This is a genomic window from Stenotrophomonas sp. Steno-C18 (assembly GCF_056393195.1).
The window spans coordinates 702,203-720,592 of sequence record NZ_JBWJOX010000001.1 but is presented as its reverse complement, the minus strand read 5'-3'; the positions used below and the strand labels follow the sequence as shown (position 1 = coordinate 720,592).

At 65.5% G+C, this 18,390-nt stretch carries 14 protein-coding genes; 9 read left to right on the top strand and 5 right to left on the bottom strand.

Features of this window, described 5'->3' with window-relative positions:
• Positions 1 to 24: 24 nt before the first annotated feature.
• Together AC06FE_RS03395 and AC06FE_RS03390 are read left to right on the top strand one after the other, a co-directional pair.
• A complete protein-coding gene (locus AC06FE_RS03395; RefSeq protein ID WP_478072219.1) occupies positions 25 to 3,000 on the top strand; it encodes a TonB-dependent receptor plug domain-containing protein in 2,976 nt (991 codons plus the stop codon).
• Positions 3,001 to 3,121: 121 nt separating this feature from the next.
• Positions 3,122 to 4,477: a Gfo/Idh/MocA family protein gene (locus AC06FE_RS03390; RefSeq protein WP_313251644.1), complete on the top strand. Its 1,356-nt coding sequence runs from the start codon at positions 3,122 to 3,124 to the stop codon at positions 4,475 to 4,477.
• A gap of 147 nt (positions 4,478 to 4,624) precedes the next feature.
• On the opposite strand, the gene AC06FE_RS03385 is transcribed toward AC06FE_RS03390, so the two are convergent.
• Complete coding sequence (locus AC06FE_RS03385) at positions 4,625 to 6,100, bottom strand: MATE family efflux transporter (protein WP_192287348.1); 1,476 nt, start codon at positions 6,098 to 6,100, stop codon at positions 4,625 to 4,627.
• Positions 6,101 to 6,203: 103 nt separating this feature from the next.
• On the opposite strand from AC06FE_RS03385, the gene AC06FE_RS03380 reads away from it, so the two are divergent.
• The gene (locus AC06FE_RS03380) at positions 6,204 to 6,614 is read left to right on the top strand and encodes an RNA-binding S4 domain-containing protein (RefSeq protein ID WP_132865206.1); all 411 of its coding nucleotides are present in this window, start codon (positions 6,204 to 6,206) and stop codon (positions 6,612 to 6,614) included.
• Positions 6,615 to 6,764: 150 nt separating this feature from the next.
• Here AC06FE_RS03380 and AC06FE_RS03375 read toward each other — a convergent pair whose 3' ends face one another.
• On the bottom strand, positions 6,765 to 7,373 hold the full coding sequence (locus tag AC06FE_RS03375) for a DUF937 domain-containing protein (protein WP_313251642.1): 609 nt from the start codon (positions 7,371 to 7,373) through the stop codon (positions 6,765 to 6,767).
• Between the two features lie 154 nt (positions 7,374 to 7,527).
• Positions 7,528 to 9,168, bottom strand: coding sequence for a catalase (locus AC06FE_RS03370; RefSeq protein ID WP_446540223.1), 1,641 nt, complete (start codon positions 9,166 to 9,168; stop codon positions 7,528 to 7,530).
• 237 nt (positions 9,169 to 9,405) lie between these two features.
• Here AC06FE_RS03370 and AC06FE_RS03365 point away from each other — a divergent pair, with 237 nt between their 5' ends.
• Positions 9,406 to 10,098 carry a helix-turn-helix transcriptional regulator gene (locus AC06FE_RS03365; protein WP_132865204.1) on the top strand — a complete coding sequence of 231 codons (693 nt, stop codon included), beginning with the start codon at positions 9,406 to 9,408 and terminating at the stop codon, positions 10,096 to 10,098.
• A gap of 66 nt (positions 10,099 to 10,164) precedes the next feature.
• Positions 10,165 to 10,785 (top strand): glutathione S-transferase family protein, encoded by a 621-nt coding sequence (locus AC06FE_RS03360; protein ID WP_313251638.1) that lies wholly within the window; start codon positions 10,165 to 10,167, stop codon positions 10,783 to 10,785.
• Between the two features lie 81 nt (positions 10,786 to 10,866).
• Here the strand turns inward: AC06FE_RS03360 and mutS are convergent, their stop codons facing one another.
• A complete protein-coding gene (mutS, locus tag AC06FE_RS03355; protein WP_478072218.1) occupies positions 10,867 to 13,503 on the bottom strand; it encodes a DNA mismatch repair protein MutS in 2,637 nt (878 codons plus the stop codon).
• A 136-nt stretch (positions 13,504 to 13,639) separates the two neighbouring features.
• Here mutS and AC06FE_RS03350 point away from each other — a divergent pair, with 136 nt between their 5' ends.
• The 4 genes from AC06FE_RS03350 to AC06FE_RS03335 all read left to right on the top strand — a co-directional run bounded on the left by AC06FE_RS03350 (position 13,640) and on the right by AC06FE_RS03335 (position 17,568).
• Positions 13,640 to 15,523, top strand: a complete 1,884-nt coding sequence (locus AC06FE_RS03350; protein WP_265953204.1) for a site-specific integrase — start codon at positions 13,640 to 13,642, stop codon at positions 15,521 to 15,523.
• 11 nt (positions 15,524 to 15,534) lie between these two features.
• Positions 15,535 to 16,308 carry a nucleotide-binding protein gene (locus AC06FE_RS03345; RefSeq protein ID WP_265953203.1) on the top strand — a complete coding sequence of 258 codons (774 nt, stop codon included), beginning with the start codon at positions 15,535 to 15,537 and terminating at the stop codon, positions 16,306 to 16,308.
• 134 nt (positions 16,309 to 16,442) lie between these two features.
• Entirely contained in the window at positions 16,443 to 16,865 is a 423-nt protein-coding gene (locus tag AC06FE_RS03340) for a hypothetical protein (protein WP_049450022.1), read from the top strand.
• 94 nt (positions 16,866 to 16,959) lie between these two features.
• A complete protein-coding gene (locus AC06FE_RS03335; protein ID WP_478072217.1) occupies positions 16,960 to 17,568 on the top strand; it encodes a hypothetical protein in 609 nt (202 codons plus the stop codon).
• 351 nt (positions 17,569 to 17,919) lie between these two features.
• On the opposite strand, the gene AC06FE_RS03330 is transcribed toward AC06FE_RS03335, so the two are convergent.
• A complete protein-coding gene (locus tag AC06FE_RS03330; RefSeq protein WP_074726288.1) occupies positions 17,920 to 18,267 on the bottom strand; it encodes a helix-turn-helix domain-containing protein in 348 nt (115 codons plus the stop codon).
• Positions 18,268 to 18,390 lie beyond the last annotated feature (123 nt).

The following is an 18,390-nucleotide window of genomic DNA, read 5'->3' as shown; positions in this document are numbered from 1 at the left end:
GTGACCTTTCCAGGAGAGAACCCGATGTTGCCAGCCCACCGCAATCCCCATCGCTGTACATTCGCCCCGTTGTCGCTGGCCATCGCCAGCACCCTGTTCGCCATCGCCGCACCTGCCTTCGCGCAGGACACCGACGGCAAGGACAAGGACAAGGCCACCGAACTGGCCCGCATCGAGGTCACCGGTTCCAACATCCGCCGCACCGACGTGGAAACCGCCTCGCCGGTGCAGGTCATCAGCAAGCAGGACATCCAGAACATGGGTGCGCGCACGCTGCTGCAGGTGCTCGACAACCTGCCGGCCGCACGGCCGGGGCAGGTGGATTCCAAGTCACTGTTCACCGGTTCCGATGGCGCCTCGCAGGCCAACCTGCGCGGTCTCGGCGCACAGGGCACGCTGGTGCTGTTGAATGGCCGCCGCCTGTCGTACTACGGCGCACCGGCAGGCTTCCAGACCCAGTTCGTCAACATCGATGCCATTCCCGCCGCGGTCATCGAGCGCATGGAAGTGCTGACCGATGGCGCCTCGGCCGTTTACGGCACCGACGCGGTGGCCGGCGTCATCAACGTCATCACCAAGAGCAGTTACCAGGGCCTGGAGGTCAGCGGTACCTGGGACACCGCCTCGCGCTTCGATTCGTTCGGCGAAACCCAGGCCAGCATCACCGGTGGCTTCGGTGACCTGTCCGAAGACCGCTACAACGTCTATGCCAGCGTCAACATGTACAAGCGCGACGGCATCCCGGACAGCGAGTGGTACCTCAAGAACCCGGCGCAGTTCTACGTCAACAACCCGGACTACATCAAGAACCTGCGGCTGGACACCGGCAGCGCGCCCGGCGTGTTCAACCCCGGCTACTACTACGCCATCGACCCGGTCACCGGGGCGCGGATGGACGAGGCCGCGCCGGGTTGCAACAACGTGCTGCAGGTGGCCAGCGGCACGCGCTGCATCTGGCAGACCTGGATGAACCGCCAGATCAACGGCGGCGCCGATTCCAAGCGCGTGACCGCCTACGTCAACGGCCACTTCCAGCTCAACGATGCCACCGAGGCGTTCGCCGAGGTCACCTACACCGACATCGACCTGCATGCCAACGGCGGCACGCCGCGCGCCTATGGCACCACCACCGGCAACCCGCAGAGCTGGTTCTCGCGCAACACCGGCAACACGGTCAACCAGTTCCTGACCCCGTGGCTCGGCCCGAACAACGAATACAACCACGCCAGCCCCGAGATGAAGGCACTGATGGGCGGCGTGGTCGGCCTGGGCTACCTGCTGCAGGACGTGGGCGGCGGCCATTTCGGCCAGCGCAACACCGACGAGAGCTACCGTGCGGTGGCTGGCCTGCGCGGCAGCGCCGGCGACTGGAACTGGGAAACCGCGTTCGCCACCGCCGGCTCGCATTCGGTCACCTACCAGACCACCAACGTCAACCTGAAGGGGTTCGAGAAGGCATTCGGCCCGTACACCATCGATCCGGGTACCGGCCGCGTCATCATTTCCGATCACCCGGCCTACAAGTTCGGTGAGATCAGTGAAGCCAACGCGGCGCTGATCCGCGAAGCCTTCCCGACCTTCGACATCGAGTCGTGGACCCGCCTGCACACCCTGGACGGCAAGATCGAGGGCCCGCTGTTCAAGATGCCGGCCGGCGAGGTGCGCGCGGCGTTCGGCTTCAACGCCACCCGCGAGACCTTCTACACCCCGGGCAATCCGGATGCCGCCAACGGCCTGATCACCCAGCAGGGCGGTTCGTGGTTCGACGGCAAGCGCAACACCTACGCGCTGTTCGCCGAAGCCGTTGCGCCGCTCACCGAAAAGCTGGAGATGGACCTGGCGTTGCGCCTGGACAAGTACCCGGGCTTCAGCGCCAACGCCGCGCCGAAGATCGGCCTGAAGTACCAGGCATTGCCGCAGCTGATGCTGCGCGGTACCTACTCCGAAGGCTTCCGCGCCCCCAGCCTGGCCGAGGCCGGCAGCGGCGGCGTGTATGCGCAGATCGGTGGCTACCGCGATGAGATCCGCTGCAACGAGACCAATGCCATCGCCGGCCTGCTGCGGCAGTCCAACCGCGTCGTCGACCAGGACCTGGGCAACAGCCTGTGGAACAGCGACTGCAGCCGCAACGTGGCACGCATGACCCAGCCCAACCAGGACCTGAAGCCGGAGAAGGCCAAGATCGCGACCCTGGGCGTCGTGTTTGAACCCACCGACTGGCTCTCGGTGTCGGCCGACTACTGGTTCGTGTACCGCCGCGACGAGATCGTCGCACCGGACTACAGCAAGGAAGAGGACATCGACTCGATGACCCGCTTCCCGATCACCGAGACCGACCTGTCCAACCTGGCCGCGCTGGCCAACATGTGCAACGACCCGGCCAGCGGCGTGAGCTGCCCGTCCACCTTGCCCGGCTACAGCACCGGCAACGTGGCCAGCGTGATCGGCCAGTACAGCAACCGCGGCCGCACCCTGATCGACGGCTTCGACGTGGACCTGCGCAGCCGCTTCGACCTGGGTGAATGGGGCCGCCTGAACATCGGTGTCGCCGCGACCATCGCCAACCGCAACATGTACAACTCCGACAACGGGGACGGCTGGTACTACGGCAACGTGGTCGGCTACTACAACAACCCGAAGGTGCGCGCCACCTTCAACACCAACTGGACCTACGGCAAGTGGGACACCGGCTTCTACGTCAACTATGTCGGTGGCACCAAGTGGGCGTATGACCGCATCGACGCGCAGGACAACAACGCCCAGACCTGCACCGGCAGCTACCTGGACCTGGCGCCCGGCCATTGCGGTGGCGCACCGGCGTGGTGGACGGCCAACCTGAGCGTGAACTGGCGTCCGATCGAGAAGCTGAGCGTGGGCGTGACCGTGAAGAACCTGTTCAACCGCCTGCCGTTCTACGACCCGAACGACTGGATGAACTTCGCCGGCTACACCAACAACTTCGGTCGCATCTACAGCGTGACGGCGACCTACAAGTTCTGAGCCTGCCACGCCCCGGCACCCTCCCGCGCATGCGTTGCATGCGGGGGAGGGTGATGGCACCGTCAGTGCGGGGCCGATACGCCTGCCGGCAACGGCACGATTTCACGAAAGAGGACATGCAATGAAACGCAGGGAATTCATCCTGGCCAGCGCGGCCCTGGCCGCCACCACCCTGTTGCCGCAGATGCCGGCCTGGGCGCGCAACCGCAAGGTGCGGCTGGGCATGATCGGCACCGGCATGCGCGGCCAGGTGCTGCTCAAGGAGCTGGTGCGGCGTGAGGACGTGGAGATGGTGGCGCTGTGCGACATCGAGCCGATCATGCTGGGCCGGGCGATGGACATGGTCGCCAAGGCCGGCAAACCGGCGCCCACCGCCTACGGCCAGGACGGCGACGTCAATGCCTGGAAGCGGCTGCTGGAGCAGCGCGGCCTGGATGGCGTGATCATCGCCACGCCGTGGGAGTGGCATGCGCCGATGGCCATCGCGGCGATGCAGGCCAAGGTGGCGGTGGGCTGCGAAGTGGTCGCCGGCATCACCCTGCAGGACCACTGGGACGTGCTGCGTACCCAATTGGACACCGGCACGCCGTACATGCTGCTGGAGAACGTGTGCTACCGCCGCGACGTGATGGCCGCGCTGCAGATGGTCCGCGCCGGCCTGTTCGGCGAGCTGGTGCACCTGCAGGGTGGCTACCAGCATGACCTGCGCGGGGTGAAGTTCAACGACGGCAATCCGGAGCACCCCTACGGCAGCGGCGTGGAGTTCGGTGCCAAGGGCTGGTCCGAGGCGCGCTGGCGCACCGAGCATTCGGTCACGCGCAACGGCGAGTTGTATCCCAGCCACGGCATTGGCCCGTGCGCGATGTACACCGGCATCAACCGTGGCAATCGCTTCACCCACATCAATGCCTTCGCCAGCAAGGCGCGCGGCCTGCACGAGTACACCGTGGCCAAGAGCGGCGGTACCTCGCATCCCAGCACGCAGGTGCAGTTCAAGCTGGGCGACATCGTCACCACCACGTTGGCGTGCGCCAACGGCGAAACCATCCTGCTGCAGCACGACACCTCGCTGCCGCGCCCGTACTCGCTCGGGTTCCGCGTGCAGGGCACCAAGGGCCTGTGGATGGACCTCAACCACGGCATTCATATCGAAGGGCGCAGTCCGCCGCACCAGTGGGAGGAGTTCCAGGTCTACCAGGACCAGTACGAGCACCCGCTGTGGAAGAAGCACGCCGAGACCGCCGCCGGGGCAGGGCACGGTGGCATGGATTGGTTCGTGATCCATGCCTTCGTCGAGTCATTGAAGGCGCAGGCGCCGATGCCGATCGACATCTTCGACGCGGTGACCTGGAGCGCGATCACGCCGTTGTCCGAGCAGTCCATCGCCAATGGCTTCCAGACGCTGGAATTCCCGGACTTCACCAACGGCCTGTGGCAGCAGCGCAAGCCGATCTTCGCGTTTGACGCCAGTTACTGAAGGCCGTACAGCGGTAGTGCCGAGCCACGCTCGGCGGCAGGTCTTGTCAACGCCGGCGCCGGGCATGGCCCGGCGTCACCCGTCCCTTCCGCGCAGCGAAGGGGCGGAGAGGGCAAAGAAGCCCGTCATCCGCACCGGCCACGCCCTTCAGCGCGCCGCCGGTTCCTCGACCTCGGGGTTGGCATCGGCCACCGGCGACGGCGGCGTGGACGCCACCTCGGCCGGCGTGGCCAGGGTGTCCGGCGCATGCTTGTCCAGCATCTTGGCCTTGCGCCAGTTACCCCAGCGGTAGTACGCCATCACCATCAGCATCGAACAGAACGCACTGGTCGGGAAGCTCCACCAGATCGCGTCGGCCCCCAGCGCCGGCTGCAGCAGCTTGGCCATCGGCACGCGGATGCCCCACATGCCGATCGCCAGGATCACCAGCGGTGGCACCACCGCGCCGGTGGAACGCACCACGCCGGACACCACGAAGTTCACGCCGAAGAACAGGAACGACCACACCGCGATGTGGTTGAGGTGGCGGCCGATCTCCAGCGCCGGGCTGGCCTCGGGCAGGAACAGCGCCAGGGTGCTGCGGTCGAACAGGATGATCGGCGCGATCAGCGCACCGGTCAGCAGGAAGTTGAACAGCACGCCGGTGCGCGCGGTTGCATCCACGCGGTCCCAGCGCCCGGCACCCACGTTCTGCGCGGCCATCGACGAGCAGGCCGCGCCGATGGCCATCGCCGGCATCTGCACGTAGGTCCACAACTGCAGTGCCGCACCGTAGGCCGAGGCGGTCTCCACGCCGTAGCCGTTGACCATGGAGATCATCATGATCATCGCCAGCGAGATCAGCACCATCTGCAGGCCCATCGGCACGCCCTTGAGCACCAGTGCCTTGAGTATGTCCAGGTCGATCTTCAGCAGCGCGGCATCCTTGCGGCCCAGCCACAGCATGTGGCGCTTGTTGCGCAGGTACAGCAGCATCGCCGCCAGCGACAGGCCCTGGGCGAAGAAGGTGGCCCACGCCGCACCGGCCACGCCCAGTTCCGGGAACGGGCCGATGCCGAAGATCAGCAGCGGGTTGAAACCGATGTCCAGCAGCACCGACAGCAGCAGGAAGCGGAACGGCGTGCGTGAGTCACCGGCGCCGCGCAGGGCCGCGGTGAGGAAGGCGAACGCGTAGATCAGCGGCATGCCGAGGAAGATCACCTTCAGGTAGGCATCGGCCAGCGGCATCGATTCGGCCGGCGTGCCCATGGCCACCAGCAGCCGGTGCGACAGGAACCAGCCGGCCACCGCGATCACCGCCGACAGCCCGATGAAGAAGGTCGCGCTGGTGCCCATGACCCGGCGGGCCTGCGGCAGGTCGTTCGCGCCGATCGATTGGCCGATCAGAATGGTGGCGGCCATGCCGATGCCGAACACCGAGCCGATCAGGAAGAACATGATGTTGTTGGCATTGGCCGTGGCGGTCAGCGCCGCCTCGCCCAGGAACTTGCCCACCCAGATCGCGTTGACCGAGCCATTGAGTGATTGGGCGATGTTGCCGGCCAGTATCGGCAGCGAGAACAGCAGCAGGCTGCGGCCGATCGGGCCCTCGGTCAGGTTGCGGGCTTGGCTTGCTTTCGACATGAATGCGCTGGTCAGGCTCGAGGTCCGGCACGTTAGCATCTTGACGGTGACGATGCCGGCCCCATGTAGGCAGGGCAGACCTGTTGCAACCCAGTGGAGCCTGATGAATCCCGAAGCCGTTCCCGTGGTCCCCAGTATCCGCCTCGACGTGTGGTTGTGGGCGGCACGTTTCTACAAGACCCGCAGCCTGGCCAAGCAGGCGGTGGACACCGGCAAGGTCGAGGTGGGTGGCCAGCGGCCCAAGTCCTCGCGCGCGATCCGCATCGGCGATGCGTTGCGGGTACAGCGCGGTGAGGAGGTGTTCGAGATCAGCGTGCGCGGGCTGAGCGACATGCGTGGCCCCGCACCGGTGGCGCAAGGGTTGTACGAGGAGAGTGATGCGTCACGAAAGGCCCGCCAGGAGGTGCGCCTGCGTCGTGCCGCCGAACGCACTGGCTACCAGGCCCCGGAGCACAAGCCCGACAAGCGCGCCCGCCGCCTGATCCGCGCCCTGGGCGACATTGACGCCCTGTAGGAGCGGCCTCGGCCGCGAAGCCGGGGTTCGTCCGCCGCAGGGAATGATTGCAGTTGCAGGAGCCCCAGCCTCGCGCCCGAAGGCGCTCCCACGGGGAAAAAAACGCCACCGCGAGGGTGGCGTTGTTGTTTCGGGCGCAGCCCGAACAGGTCAGCGCTTGCCCGAGCCCAGCAGGCCGCTGCCCAGCTTGATCAGGTCGGACACGCCGAACTGGCCGTCGCCGTCCTGGTCCAGCACGCTGCCCAACAGGCCGCCGCCGATGCCGCCGGCCTGGCTGACCTGCTGCTTCTCCTGGCCCAGGATCTGCGCCAGCCCGCCGGCACTGGCCTGGTTGCCACCCCCGGCCATGCGCTGGGCCAGGTAGGCCATCACGATCGGGGCGAGGATCTTGAGCAGCTGGCTGGAATTGCCCTGGCTCAGGCCGGTGGCCTGGGCCAGGCCGGTTTCCGCGCGGCCCTGGTTGCCGCCGAAGATGTGGCCGAGGATGCCGGCACCATTGGTGGCCGGACTGCTGCCGCCGCCCAGCACCGAGCCCAGCACGCTGCCGATGTCCAGGCCGCTGTGGTTGTTCTGCAGCGCGCCGAGCAGGGCTTCGGCGCCCTGTGGCTTGGCGGCGTTGTTGCCCAGGGCGCCCATCAGCAGCGGCAGGGCGGCACTGATCGCGCCGGAAGCCTGCTGGCTGTCGATGCCCAGTTGCTGGGAAACCTGTTGCAGGGGGGCACCCTGCAGCTGGGAAAGAAGGTCGTCGGTCAGGCTCATCGGTGGTTTCCTTTGCGGTGGGTGGCCAAGCCGGGATGGTAACCCCGCGCGGGGTGGCCGGTGTGGCAGACGGCAACGCCCGGAATGCCATCCAGGCATCCCGGGCGTCGGGGTGGTGCGGGTGACCCGCCCGTTCAACCGGACGGGTGCGGTGTCACAGCGTGATGTCCTCCGCACCCGGGGTGGCGCTGGGGAAATCGCTGCCCGGATGGGCGGGCTGGAACGGGTCGGACGGGTTCGCCGCCAGCTTCTTCAAGGCCTCGGCGATACCGGCGCCATACGCCGGGTCGGCCTTGTTGCAGTTGTCGATGTGGCGCTGCTTGATGAAGTCCGGCGCATCACCCAGGGCACGCGCGGTGTTGTCGAACAGGCGCTGCTTCTGCTCGGCGTTGTAGCTGCGGAACAGCGCGCCGGGCTGGCTGAAGTAGTCGTTGTCGTCCTCGCGGAAGTTCCAGAAGTCGGCATCGCCACGGATCTTCAGCGGCGGCTCGCGGTACTGCGGCTGTTCCTGCCATTGGCCATAGCTGTTCGGCTCGTAATGCGGCAGGCCGCCGTAGTTGCCGTCCACGCGCATGGCCCCGTCGCGGTGGTTGCTGTGCACCGGGCAGCGAGCCGCGTTCACCGGGATCTGGTGGTGGTTCACGCCCAGGCGGTAGCGCTGTGCATCGCTGTAGGCGAACAGGCGGGCCTGCAGCATCTTGTCCGGCGACGGGCCGATGCCCGGCACCAGGTTGCTTGGTGCGAACGCCGACTGCTCCACGTCCTGGTACCAGTTGTCCGGGTTGCGGTTGAGCTCGAACTCGCCCACCTCGATCAGTGGGTAGTCGCTCTTGGGCCACACCTTGGTCAGGTCGAACGGGTGGATGCGGTAGGTCTCCGCCTCCAGCTCCGGCATGACCTGCACGAACAGCTTCCACTTCGGGAACTCACCGCGCTCGATCGCCTGGAACAGGTCGCGGCCGTGGCTCTCGCGGTCCTTGCCCACCAGTACTTCGGCCTGCGCGTCGGTCAGGGCCTGGATGCCCTGCTGGCTGTGGAAGTGGAACTTCACCCAGAAGCGCTCGCCGTCGTTGTTGGTGAAGCTGTAGGTGTGCGAGCCGAAGCCGTGCATGTGGCGGAAGCTGCGCGGGATGCCGCGGTCGCTCATCACCACCGTCACCTGCATCAGTGCCTCGGGCAGCAGCGTCCAGAAATCCCAGTTGTTGCGCGCGCTGCGCAGGTTGGTGTGCGGGTCGCGCTTGACCGCCTTGTTGAGGTCGGCGAACTTGCGCGGGTCACGCAGGAAGAACACCGGGGTGTTGTTGCCGACCAGGTCCCAGTTGCCTTCCTCGGTGTAGAACTTCAGCGCGAAGCCGCGGATGTCGCGCTCGGCATCGGCCGCGCCGCGCTCGCCGGCCACGGTGGTGAAGCGGGCGAACATCTCGGTCTGCTTGCCCACCGCCGAGAACATCCTGGCGCGGGTGTACTTGCTGATGTCGTGGGTCACGGTGAAGGTGCCGAACGCGCCCGAACCCTTGGCGTGCATGCGCCGCTCGGGAATGATCTCGCGGTTGAGGTTGGCCAGCTTCTCCAGCAGCCACACGTCTTCCATCAACAGCGGGCCACGCGGGCCGGCGGTCTTGCTGTTCTGGTTGTCCACCACCGGCGCACCGAAGGCGGTGGTCATCGGCGTCACCGGCGCGTCGCCATGCTTCTGCGTGGGCGTGGTGCTGGTATCGCGCTGCGATTGGGCGGCCTGCTCCGGTGTCGGGGCACTGTGGTACGGACAGGTCGGCTTGGTGTCGTTGCTGCTCATCGCTGGCTCCTGCTGGCTAGTGGGACATCTTGAACCGACTGTAGCCACGGGCAGGTGAAATGGACAATCAAATGATCCGTTCGCATTGATAGCGTTCATCTATCGCCGCCCGGGAATGCATCTGTGCCGGCTGTTGTCTTTCCGCTGCCTCGTCTCGGTCATCGCACCGCAACATGGCGCGGTGCAGGGGCGGGTGTGGCGGCTATGCTGTGCGCCCCCCGTTTCCCGGTCACCGGCATGAGCCAACGCGCCACCCGCCTGCTGCACCTGCTTGATGAACTGCGCCGACGCCGCAAGCCGGTGCGCGGTGCGCAACTGGCCGACCGGCTCGGCGTCAGCCTGCGCACGGTGTACCGCGATATCGACGCACTGCGCGGGCAGGGGGCCGACATCGTCGGTGACCCGGGCATCGGTTACCAGCTGCGTGCCGGCTTCCTGCTGCCGCCGATGATGTTCTCGGCCGAGGAACTGGAAGCACTGGTGCTCGGCGCGCGCTGGGTGGCGTCGCACGCCGACCCGGAGCTGGCGGTGGCCGCAGGCGCGGCGCTGGAGCGGATGACGGGCGTGTTGCCGGAAGGGCTGCGCCTGCAGGTGGAGACCAGTGGCCTGTTCGCACCGCAATGGCATGCCGCCGAACCGGAGCCGTGGCTGCCGGCGTTGCGCCGTGCGATCCGTGCCGGCAACGCGGTACGCATCCACTACCGCGATGGGGAGGGGCGCGCCAGCGAGCGGGTGATCTGGCCCTTCGCCATGGCCTTCCTGGCCGAGATCCGCCTGCTGGCCGCATGGTGCGAGATGCGTGGTGATTTCCGCCACTTCCGCGCCGACCGCATGGTCTGGCTGGAGGACACCGGCCAGCGTTATCCGGAGCAGCGTCATCGCCTGTTGCGGCGCTGGAACCAGGAGTGTTTGCAGCGCGGTCCGCGTTGACTGCTGACAACGGCTGTCAGCAGGCCCTGCGCACACTGCAGGCTCCTTACAAGGCAGGTGCCTGACATGTCCGACACGCTCACGTTCCACACCCATCCGCAATCGCGCGGGCGCATCACCCGTTGGATGCTGGAGGAAACGGGTTTGCGCTACGACGCGGTGATACTGGAGTACGGCACCAGCATGAAGTCCGCGCAGTACCTGGCGCTCAATCCCATGGGCAAGGTCCCGGCGTTGCTGCAGGGCAGTACGGTCATTACCGAGAACGCAGCGATCTGCCTGCATCTTGCGGATCTGGCGCCCTGGAAGGGATTGTTGCCGCCGGTGGGCAGCGCCGAGCGCGGTGCCTGCTACCGCTGGGTGCTATTTGCGGCCGGGCCGCTGGAGGCTTTCGTCACCGATCGTCGTCATGGCTCGCTGGCACCGCCAATGGAAGCAGGTTATGGCACCGCCGAGGACCTGATGCACACATTGGAAACGGCGGTGGCCGGCAAGCGCTATCTGGTCGGGGATAGCTTCACCGTCGCCGATCTGTATATGGCCTCCTTCCTGAGCTACTACATGCGTGTCGGCGAGCTGGAGGCCAAGCCGGTGTTCATGGATTACTGCGCAGTCCATCTGCAGCGACCGGCATCGGTGCGTGCGGGTGAGCTGGATGATGCGCTGGTGACCGCCAGCGCAGCCTGAGCCCGTCATCGCTGGAGCGGCCTCGGTCGCGAACCGTGTCTGGACGCACCGAGGGCCGCTTTCGCGGCCCTCGGTGTTTCGTTACAACAGCGACTTCACGCGGTACAGCGCTTCCAGCGCCTGCTTGGGCGTCAGCTCGTCCGGATCGATCGCCTGCAGTGCATCCAGCGCGGCCGAGCTCGGGGCGGCGAACAGCCCGAACTGCTGCGGTGCATCCAGTGCCTGCGGTGCCATCGCGGCGGACTGGGTTTCGCCGCCGCGTTGCTCCAGTTCGGCCAGGCGACGCCGCGCCTGCGCCACCGTGGCGCGGGGCAGGCCAGCCAGCGCCGCCACCTGCAGGCCGAAGCTGCGGTTGGCCGGGCCGTCCTTCACCGCATGCATGAACACCAGCCGCTCGCCACCGTTCTTGTCGGTGTGCTCCACCGCGTCCAAGTGCACGTTGGCGATGCCGCTGGCGCCACCTTCGTGGCTCTCGTCGGCCAATGCGGTCAGTTCGAAATAGTGCGTGGCGAACAAGGTGTAGCAGCGGTTCTGGTAGGCCAGGTGGCGGGCCACCGCATCGGCCAGCGCCAGGCCGTCGTAGGTGGAGGTGCCGCGGCCGATCTCGTCCATCAGCACCAGCGAGTGCGCAGTGGCGTGGTGCAGGATGTAGCTGGTCTCGGCCATTTCCACCATGAAGGTGGACTGGCCCTTGGCCAGGTCGTCGCCGGCGCCGATGCGGGTCAGGATGCGGTCGATCGGGCCGATCAGCGCACGGCTGGCCGGCACGAAGCTGCCGATATGCGCCAACAGCACGATCAGCGCGTTCTGGCGCATGTAGGTCGACTTGCCGCCCATGTTCGGGCCGGTGATGACCAGCATGCGGCGGTCCGGGTGCAGGTCGATGTCGTTCGGCTCGAACGGTGCATCCCGCACCGCCTCGACCACCGGGTGACGGCCGCGCTCGATGCGCAGGCAGGGTTCGTCCTGCAGTTCGGGCTGCGCCCAGTCCAGCGCCTGCGCGCGTTCGGCGAAGGCGGCCAGCACGTCCAGCTCGCTGAGCGCGGCCGCGCAGCGCTTGAGCGGCTCCAGGTGCTCGCCGACGGTGTCGAGCAGGCCTTCGTACAGCAGCTTCTCGCGGCTGAGCGAACGCTCGCGCGCGGACAGCACCTTGTCCTCGAAGCTCTTCAGCTCCTCGGTGATGTAGCGCTCGGCGTTGGTCAGGGTCTGGCGGCGGGTGTAGTGCACCGGCGCCTTGTCGGCCTGGCCCTTGCTGATCTCGATGTAGTAGCCGTGCACGCGGTTGTAGCCGACCTTCAGCGTGGCGATGCCGCTGGCCTCGCGCTCGCGCAGTTCCAGGTCGATCAGGAACTGGTCGGCGTGGGTGGACAGCCGGCGCAGTTCGTCCAGCTCGGCGTCATAGCCCTCGGCGATCACGCCGCCGTCGGACAGCTTCAGTGGCGGCTGCTCGGCGATGGCGCTGGCCAGCAGCTGCGCGCTTTCGTCGTGCGAGCCCAGTTCGGCGCGTAGCTGTTGCAACCGCGGGGAGTCCAGTCCATCCAGCTGCGCATTGATGGCCGGCAGCAGGCCCAGGCCGTCGCGCAGGGTGGAGAAGTCACGCGGGCGTGCCGAGCGCAGCGCCATGCGGGTGAGGATGCGTTCGATGTCGCCCAGCGCACGGAAGCTCTCGCGCAGGTCGGCATCGGTGCCGCGGTCGATCAGCGTGGCCACCGCGTGGTGGCGCTGCTGCAGCACGTTGCGAAGGCGCAGCGGACGGTGCAGCCAGCGCCGTAGCAGGCGCCCGCCCATCGGCGAGACGGTGCTGTCCAGCACGCCGAGCAGGGTGTTGCGGGTGTCGCCATCCACGCGCGTGTCCAGCTCGAGGTGGCGGCGGGTGGCGGCATTCATCGCGATCGCCTCGCCGGCGTTCTCCATCGCGATCGAGGTCAGGTGCGGCAGGCGTTGCTTCTGGGTTTCCTCGACGTAGCCGAGCAGCGCACCGGCCGCGGCGGTGGCACGCGGCTTGTCGTCGATGCCGAAACCGGTGAGGTCGTGCAGCTTGAAGAAGTTCAGCAGCTGGCGGCGGCCGCTGTCGGCGTCGAACAGCCACGGTGCCCGCCGGCGCACGCCGCTGCGCTGGCGCAGGAACTCGGGCCAGTCCTCCTCGTCGGGCACCAGCAGCTCGGCCGGCTCCAGCCGGGCCAGCTCCGCTTCCAATGCGTCGTCGGTTTCCACCTCGTTGACCAGGAAGCGGCCACCGGCCAGGTCGGCCCAGGCCAGCCCGTAGCCGGCCTTGGTCCGCGACAGCGCCATCAGCAGGGTATCGCGGCGTTCATCGAGCAGGGCTTCGTCGGTGACGGTGCCGGGGGTGACGATGCGCACCACCTTGCGCTCGACCAGCCCCTTGGCCAGCGCCGGGTCGCCGATCTGCTCGCAGATCGCCACCGATTCGCCCAGCGCCACCAGCCGTGCCAGGTAGCCCTCGTAGGCATGCACCGGCACACCGGCCATCGGGATCGGCGCACCGCCCGAGCTGCCGCGCTGGGTCAGGGTGATGTCCAGCAGGCGCGCGGCCTTGCGCGCGTCGTCGTAGAACAGTTCGTAGAAATCGCCCATCCGGAAGAACAGCAGCAGGTCCGGGTAGTCGGCCTTGGCTGCGAAGAACTGCTTCATGAGGGGCGTGTGCTCTGCGCTGGACTTCGATGCAGACGGTTTCGCTTTTGAATCAGTGGTTTGCAAGAGAACTTCCTACGGGTTGTAGCGATCAATCCAGGCGACTTGCGGCAAGTAACGGGGTTCTTCGTTGCGCCGCGGTTGCGCCAGTCACTCAAAGAGGATCAAATCGATGTTGCGACGGACAGACGGCGGATCGACCATGGATACGGTTGTTGCGGCCCCGCGCCGCCGAGGCACCAAGTTTAAGCTGACCTACCGGCAAATCTGCGAGTTGAGCGTGGCGCGAGGCCCGGTCGAAGGCAAGCAGGGAAGGGTGGTCATCGCCCCACGGCCGTCGGCAGACGCCGGGAAGCCTTACCGCGTCCTGGACGGCAATCAGGGGGCGCCAACGGGCTTTGGCTTCTACGTGGGCACCACCCGCACCACCTATGAAGTCGTGGTCCGAGGCCCGGCCGGGGTTCGTCGGTTCTCCCTGGGCAGCGTCACCGACATCGGACCGGAGCAAGCCTACGAGCTGGCGCGGCGGAAGTTGGCCGTGGTTCGAGAAACGGGCGAGCATCCTTCGAAGGAAGAGGCCCGAGCCGAGCAGCTGGTGGAGCTGAAGGGGCTCACGCTGGCGGATTGCTTTGCGGCCTACGTTGAGGACCTGCAGAAGCGCGTCCGCAACAAGAAAGCCAAGCCCGCCAGCATCCGGGCGATCCAAGACAGCTTGGCGCGGTTCGCTCGGCCGGAAGTCGGGCTGGCGGACAAACCGATCCTTCAGCTGTTGGACAAGGACATCCACCGTGCGTTCGACAGCTTGCGGCGATCGTCCATGGTGCGCTCCAACCGGATCCCCACCCCGATGCGCCAAGCGCTGGCTGATCAGCCGGATTGGGCCGAGCTCTCCACGCAACAGCTCGAAGCGTTGGGCGTGACCGGGAAGTACATCCAGCGAGTCAAAGCGGCCGGTTTGGCGTCGACCGAGCACGCGTTCACAGACGCGAAGAGGGCGGTCGACCTGGTGCTGAAGCGGGAACGCAAAGCGGCCGCTCAGCAGCAGCGGGAACCGGTGCTGCGCTACAACCCGTTCCAGGTCATCCACGACGACGACATGCTGCGGGACTCGCAAGCGCTGCGCCGGCACTACGAGCGCGCGGAAGTGCGCAATCCGTTGGGGGACGAGACGCTGCCCACGGTCCTGAAGGTGATCTTGGCTAGGCGGGATGAGCAGGGCGGCTTGAACGCCACCGGCGCGGACTACTTGCTGCTGACCTTGCTCTGGGGCACCCGCCGCGGCGAAGCTGCCCCCCTGCGCTGGTTTGACCGGTGCTCCCCGGGCGAGCTGCGCCAGTCGGAGGTGTCCTGGGTCTGGTTGGCCGGGCCGGATGAGGTCAACCCTTACACAAGGCGGGCAGGGTCCCAGGTCTACCTGTTTGACACGAAGAATGGCGAGGAGCGCTACCTGCCGGTGGCCTACTTTGCTGAAAAGATTTTGCAGCGTCGTTTCGATGAGCGCGCGGACGAAACCAAGCTCAAGCAAGACTTGGCGGACGCGGAAGAAGTGTTGGACGCCGCTCGAGCCAGGCGTGCACGCCGGGATCTGCTGGACCGGTTGGAAAAAGAGGCGGAGAGGGCACGCCGCGCACTGGCCAAAACCATGTTTGTGTTCCCCGCCCGATCAGATCGCAGCACGACGGGGCACTACTCGGACAGCAAGAGCATCGTGGCAAACGTGCGCCGGGACGCGGGGTTGCTCGATTTGCGGGCAGAAGTCGACGTCGGCCTGACCATCCACGATCTGCGCCGCACGCTCGGCCGTTACGCCGCCCTCCTGTTTGGCGAGAGTCGAATCGTGTCCCAACTGCTCCACCACCGCACGTTGGGCCGCGGCGAGGATCGCATGGCCGCTGTCTCGGAGCGCTACACCGAGCAAGAATGGTCAAAGCTTCGCGAGGCAATGGGACGAGTGGAAGAGCACATGGTCGCGACCAGTCCCCGTGTTTGGAACCGCTTGAAAGGGACGGACAAGCCTCGGCTCGACGAGTCCGGCGATGCCCCAGTCTCCATTTTCTCAGCAAGAAACCGACGCGACGCCCAGTAAGGAGCGACCCAATGGAATGCCAGCGTAAAGAAGAGGACTACCTGGAGCAGCGCTCGGCGGCACTGGATGCTGAGCTGACCAAAGCCGCCGCAGGCTTGCCGCCTCCTACGATCAGCACCAAAGCAGCGGCGCGTTACCTCGGGGTCCACTTCGACACGCTTGGCGAGTGGCGCCGCCGAACGCCTCCGGCAGGGCCGCCCTTTGTGAAAGGCGCCGGCCGCTCTGGTGGAGGGGCGAACGAGCATGTTCGTTACCCTTACACCGAACTTGTCGCTTGGCAGGCCTCACGCGTGGGGCGCAGTGTCAAAGAGCGTCGCCTGATCGACGAACTGGACGCAGCCCAGCAACGGGTCCGTGAGCTGGAAATCGAATTGGCCTTGCGGCAGGCGCGGGACGACGCAAGCAGGTTGCAGAAGAAGCTGGGCCGCATCGCAACGCTGGCCACGCTCGATGACATTGCCCTGGTTCCCCATGAGTGGGCACTGGTGGATGGCCGGGTGGCTGGGCATGTCCTGGTGGTGAGCGACCAAGTGCTCAGCGGTGCGCTTGAACGGGGTGACCTATGGGACGCCACGGTTGAAGCTGCATTGCAGGCGCCTTGGGTCAACGGGGAGACGCGTGAGCCCTACCATGCCGCCTTCGCAAAGGTGTTGCAGGCGGCGATGCGTGAACTCTGCGAAGCGCAAGCCGTCCAGCGAGCCAATGATCTGGAGGCGCGTTGGGCACCAGGGGATGCGATGGGTGTGCCAGTGCGGCCTTTTGCCCGAGACAAAGAAGTGTCGTGACGCGGCAGATGGGCCTGGGGGAGGCGACTAAGGGCACGTTTGACAGACAGCGCGCAGTTGGCCAAAGCCGTAGTCGTAGCGCGTAGCACCCACTTGGATAGGTGATGGTCCTTCAACCTTAGAGAGGAAGAGATATGAACGCACGCATTGCAGCCGCCATGGGCTTCGACGACCTGTACAGCGGAAATGAGGCCTTCCGTGAGCGCTTCGATGAGATGCTGGATGCGGTAAAGGCGCTGCCAGAAAGCCTCCAGGAGCGTGGGCGGTCACTGATGTATCCCCAACTGCACAATGCCTGCGCGATGGGGGATGCCGAACTGGTGACGGCGCTCTTAGCTACTGGCCTGGACCCCGATGCCTATACCTACACAGACGACGATGAGGATCAGCCTCCATTGGTCTGGCTGGCCCGTGACACCGAGCTTGGTTTCGAGGTGAAGCGTCAGATCGCCGAGGCACTCTTTGCTGCAGGGGCGGACGTTCAAGAAGGAGGGGCGGCTGAGGCCGCTCGCTCGGCGGGCGACTATGATTTAGCAGATTACCTACAATCCAGATGATAGTCTCAGAGTTGGAGTCGCAGCAGCTGGGCCGATTTAAATTTTCTTTTATTTAGTTGGGTGGCGTGTCCGAGGTGTGAACCTTGAACGATAAATGGGGCTGAATATGGAAGATGCGAATACTGAGCCGGTAGACATGGGTGCTGAGTGGGAGATTCGCGCAGCACAAGGCAGGCAGATGGCGGGGAAGTGGGCCAAAATAGAGCTGGTGGCAAATTTCCTTGGTAGGTACACCTGGATAGTGGCGGGCATACTTTCAATTGCTGTCGTTGTGTACGGAAAGTATGTCCATTCCCCGCGGACGATACAGGATGCGCAGCTCATTCTCACATTCGCCGGTGGTCTTCAGATCCTCTTGGGTGTCTATGTCGGATTCTGGAAGAGAAATTATCTTAACCGGCTGATAGATAACGAAAAAGAGCATCCGACAGTGTATGTTAGAGAGGTCATGCAGAGCCGGGCCTTTGTCAAGTTGCTAGAAGGTCTGCGCAACTGTGATCCCTGCTCGCTTCAGCAGTGGCGCTCAGATGTTGATGATTTAATATCCAACTACGAACAGGCCGTCATGGAGAAGTCTTCCAAAAAACAAAGGCGAGAGTGGCTGTCTCAGAAAGATATAGCCGAAGGCCTACTGTCTGCCTCATACAATACGTTCTATGGAACTGCTATGGTTCTTGCGGCGGCAGCGCTTCCTCTCATTTAGCTGGCCATGATCTTATCTGCAAGAACAATGGCTACAGCAAGCCATGCGAGAGCAACGGCAATAATTCCTCTAGCTTGGGAGTGCTTCTTCATTTTGGAAAGGTATGCTGAATTTCTAGCCTGTCAAGGCCCCTCGGCTGCATGAGGAGCTATCGCTCTGGAGAATATGCCCTTCGTTAGTAGGTCTAAATCCTGTTGGCAACAACCTGCAGCGGGACCTCGAAGTCGGATCGCAGGAACTGAAGGCTGGGTGAGCGAATGCTGGAGGAGGCGGCTGGCATACAGGCAACGACCCGCATCCGTGGCGTCACCGCGCGCAGGCGACTGAAACCGACAGAACGATCGCTATCGGCTATGTGAAGTCTGCCAAGAGTCGGTCAATGGCTTGCTTCCGCTTGCCGGGTGGGAGCGCGGCGAGCCCTTCGAGGGCTTGAGACAGCTTGGCCTGCTGGGTCTCGCTTTGAACGCCCAGTGCCAAAATCGCGTCGGCCATCGCCGGCGTCGTCGCCAGCAGGTAGGCCGGCGGCACGTCCAGTGCCTGCGCAAGCTCAAACAGTGCTTCCAGGCTCACCGTCATCGACTCGCTTTCATATCGACTGATGCGAGCCGATGCGGTGTCTTTGTCCAGGCCCATCCTGACCCCCACTTCGCGCTGGCTGAAGCCTCGAAGGATCCTGGCTTGGCGCAAGCGCGCGGCCACGATCGCTCGCGGAGTTGTCGGCGTAGTCACAGGCTGAACGGATGCAGTGCAAGCATGCACCGATCATGACGCAAGGCCTACGCCCCGGGTAGACTCTACGTGCCACGTAAGTATGTGGCAAGT

What these genes read in the sequence shown, in the direction of transcription:
- AC06FE_RS03345 (WP_265953203.1), top strand. Translation starts at nt 15,535, where the DNA reads ATGGAATGCCAGCGTAAAGAAGAGGACTACCTGGAGCAGCGCTCGGCG.
- AC06FE_RS03350 (WP_265953204.1), top strand. Translation starts at nt 13,640, where the DNA reads ATGGATACGGTTGTTGCGGCCCCGCGCCGCCGAGGCACCAAGTTTAAG.
- AC06FE_RS03340 (WP_049450022.1), top strand. Translation starts at nt 16,443, where the DNA reads ATGAACGCACGCATTGCAGCCGCCATGGGCTTCGACGACCTGTACAGC.
- AC06FE_RS03335 (WP_478072217.1), top strand. Translation starts at nt 16,960, where the DNA reads ATGGGGCTGAATATGGAAGATGCGAATACTGAGCCGGTAGACATGGGT.
- AC06FE_RS03360 (WP_313251638.1), top strand. Translation starts at nt 10,165, where the DNA reads ATGTCCGACACGCTCACGTTCCACACCCATCCGCAATCGCGCGGGCGC.
- AC06FE_RS03380 (WP_132865206.1), top strand. Translation starts at nt 6,204, where the DNA reads ATGAATCCCGAAGCCGTTCCCGTGGTCCCCAGTATCCGCCTCGACGTG.
- AC06FE_RS03375 (WP_313251642.1), bottom strand. Translation starts at nt 7,373, where the DNA reads ATGAGCCTGACCGACGACCTTCTTTCCCAGCTGCAGGGTGCCCCCCTG.
- AC06FE_RS03365 (WP_132865204.1), top strand. Translation starts at nt 9,406, where the DNA reads ATGAGCCAACGCGCCACCCGCCTGCTGCACCTGCTTGATGAACTGCGC.
- AC06FE_RS03390 (WP_313251644.1), top strand. Translation starts at nt 3,122, where the DNA reads ATGAAACGCAGGGAATTCATCCTGGCCAGCGCGGCCCTGGCCGCCACC.
- AC06FE_RS03395 (WP_478072219.1), top strand. Translation starts at nt 25, where the DNA reads ATGTTGCCAGCCCACCGCAATCCCCATCGCTGTACATTCGCCCCGTTG.
- AC06FE_RS03385 (WP_192287348.1), bottom strand. Translation starts at nt 6,100, where the DNA reads ATGTCGAAAGCAAGCCAAGCCCGCAACCTGACCGAGGGCCCGATCGGC.
- AC06FE_RS03370 (WP_446540223.1), bottom strand. Translation starts at nt 9,168, where the DNA reads ATGAGCAGCAACGACACCAAGCCGACCTGTCCGTACCACAGTGCCCCG.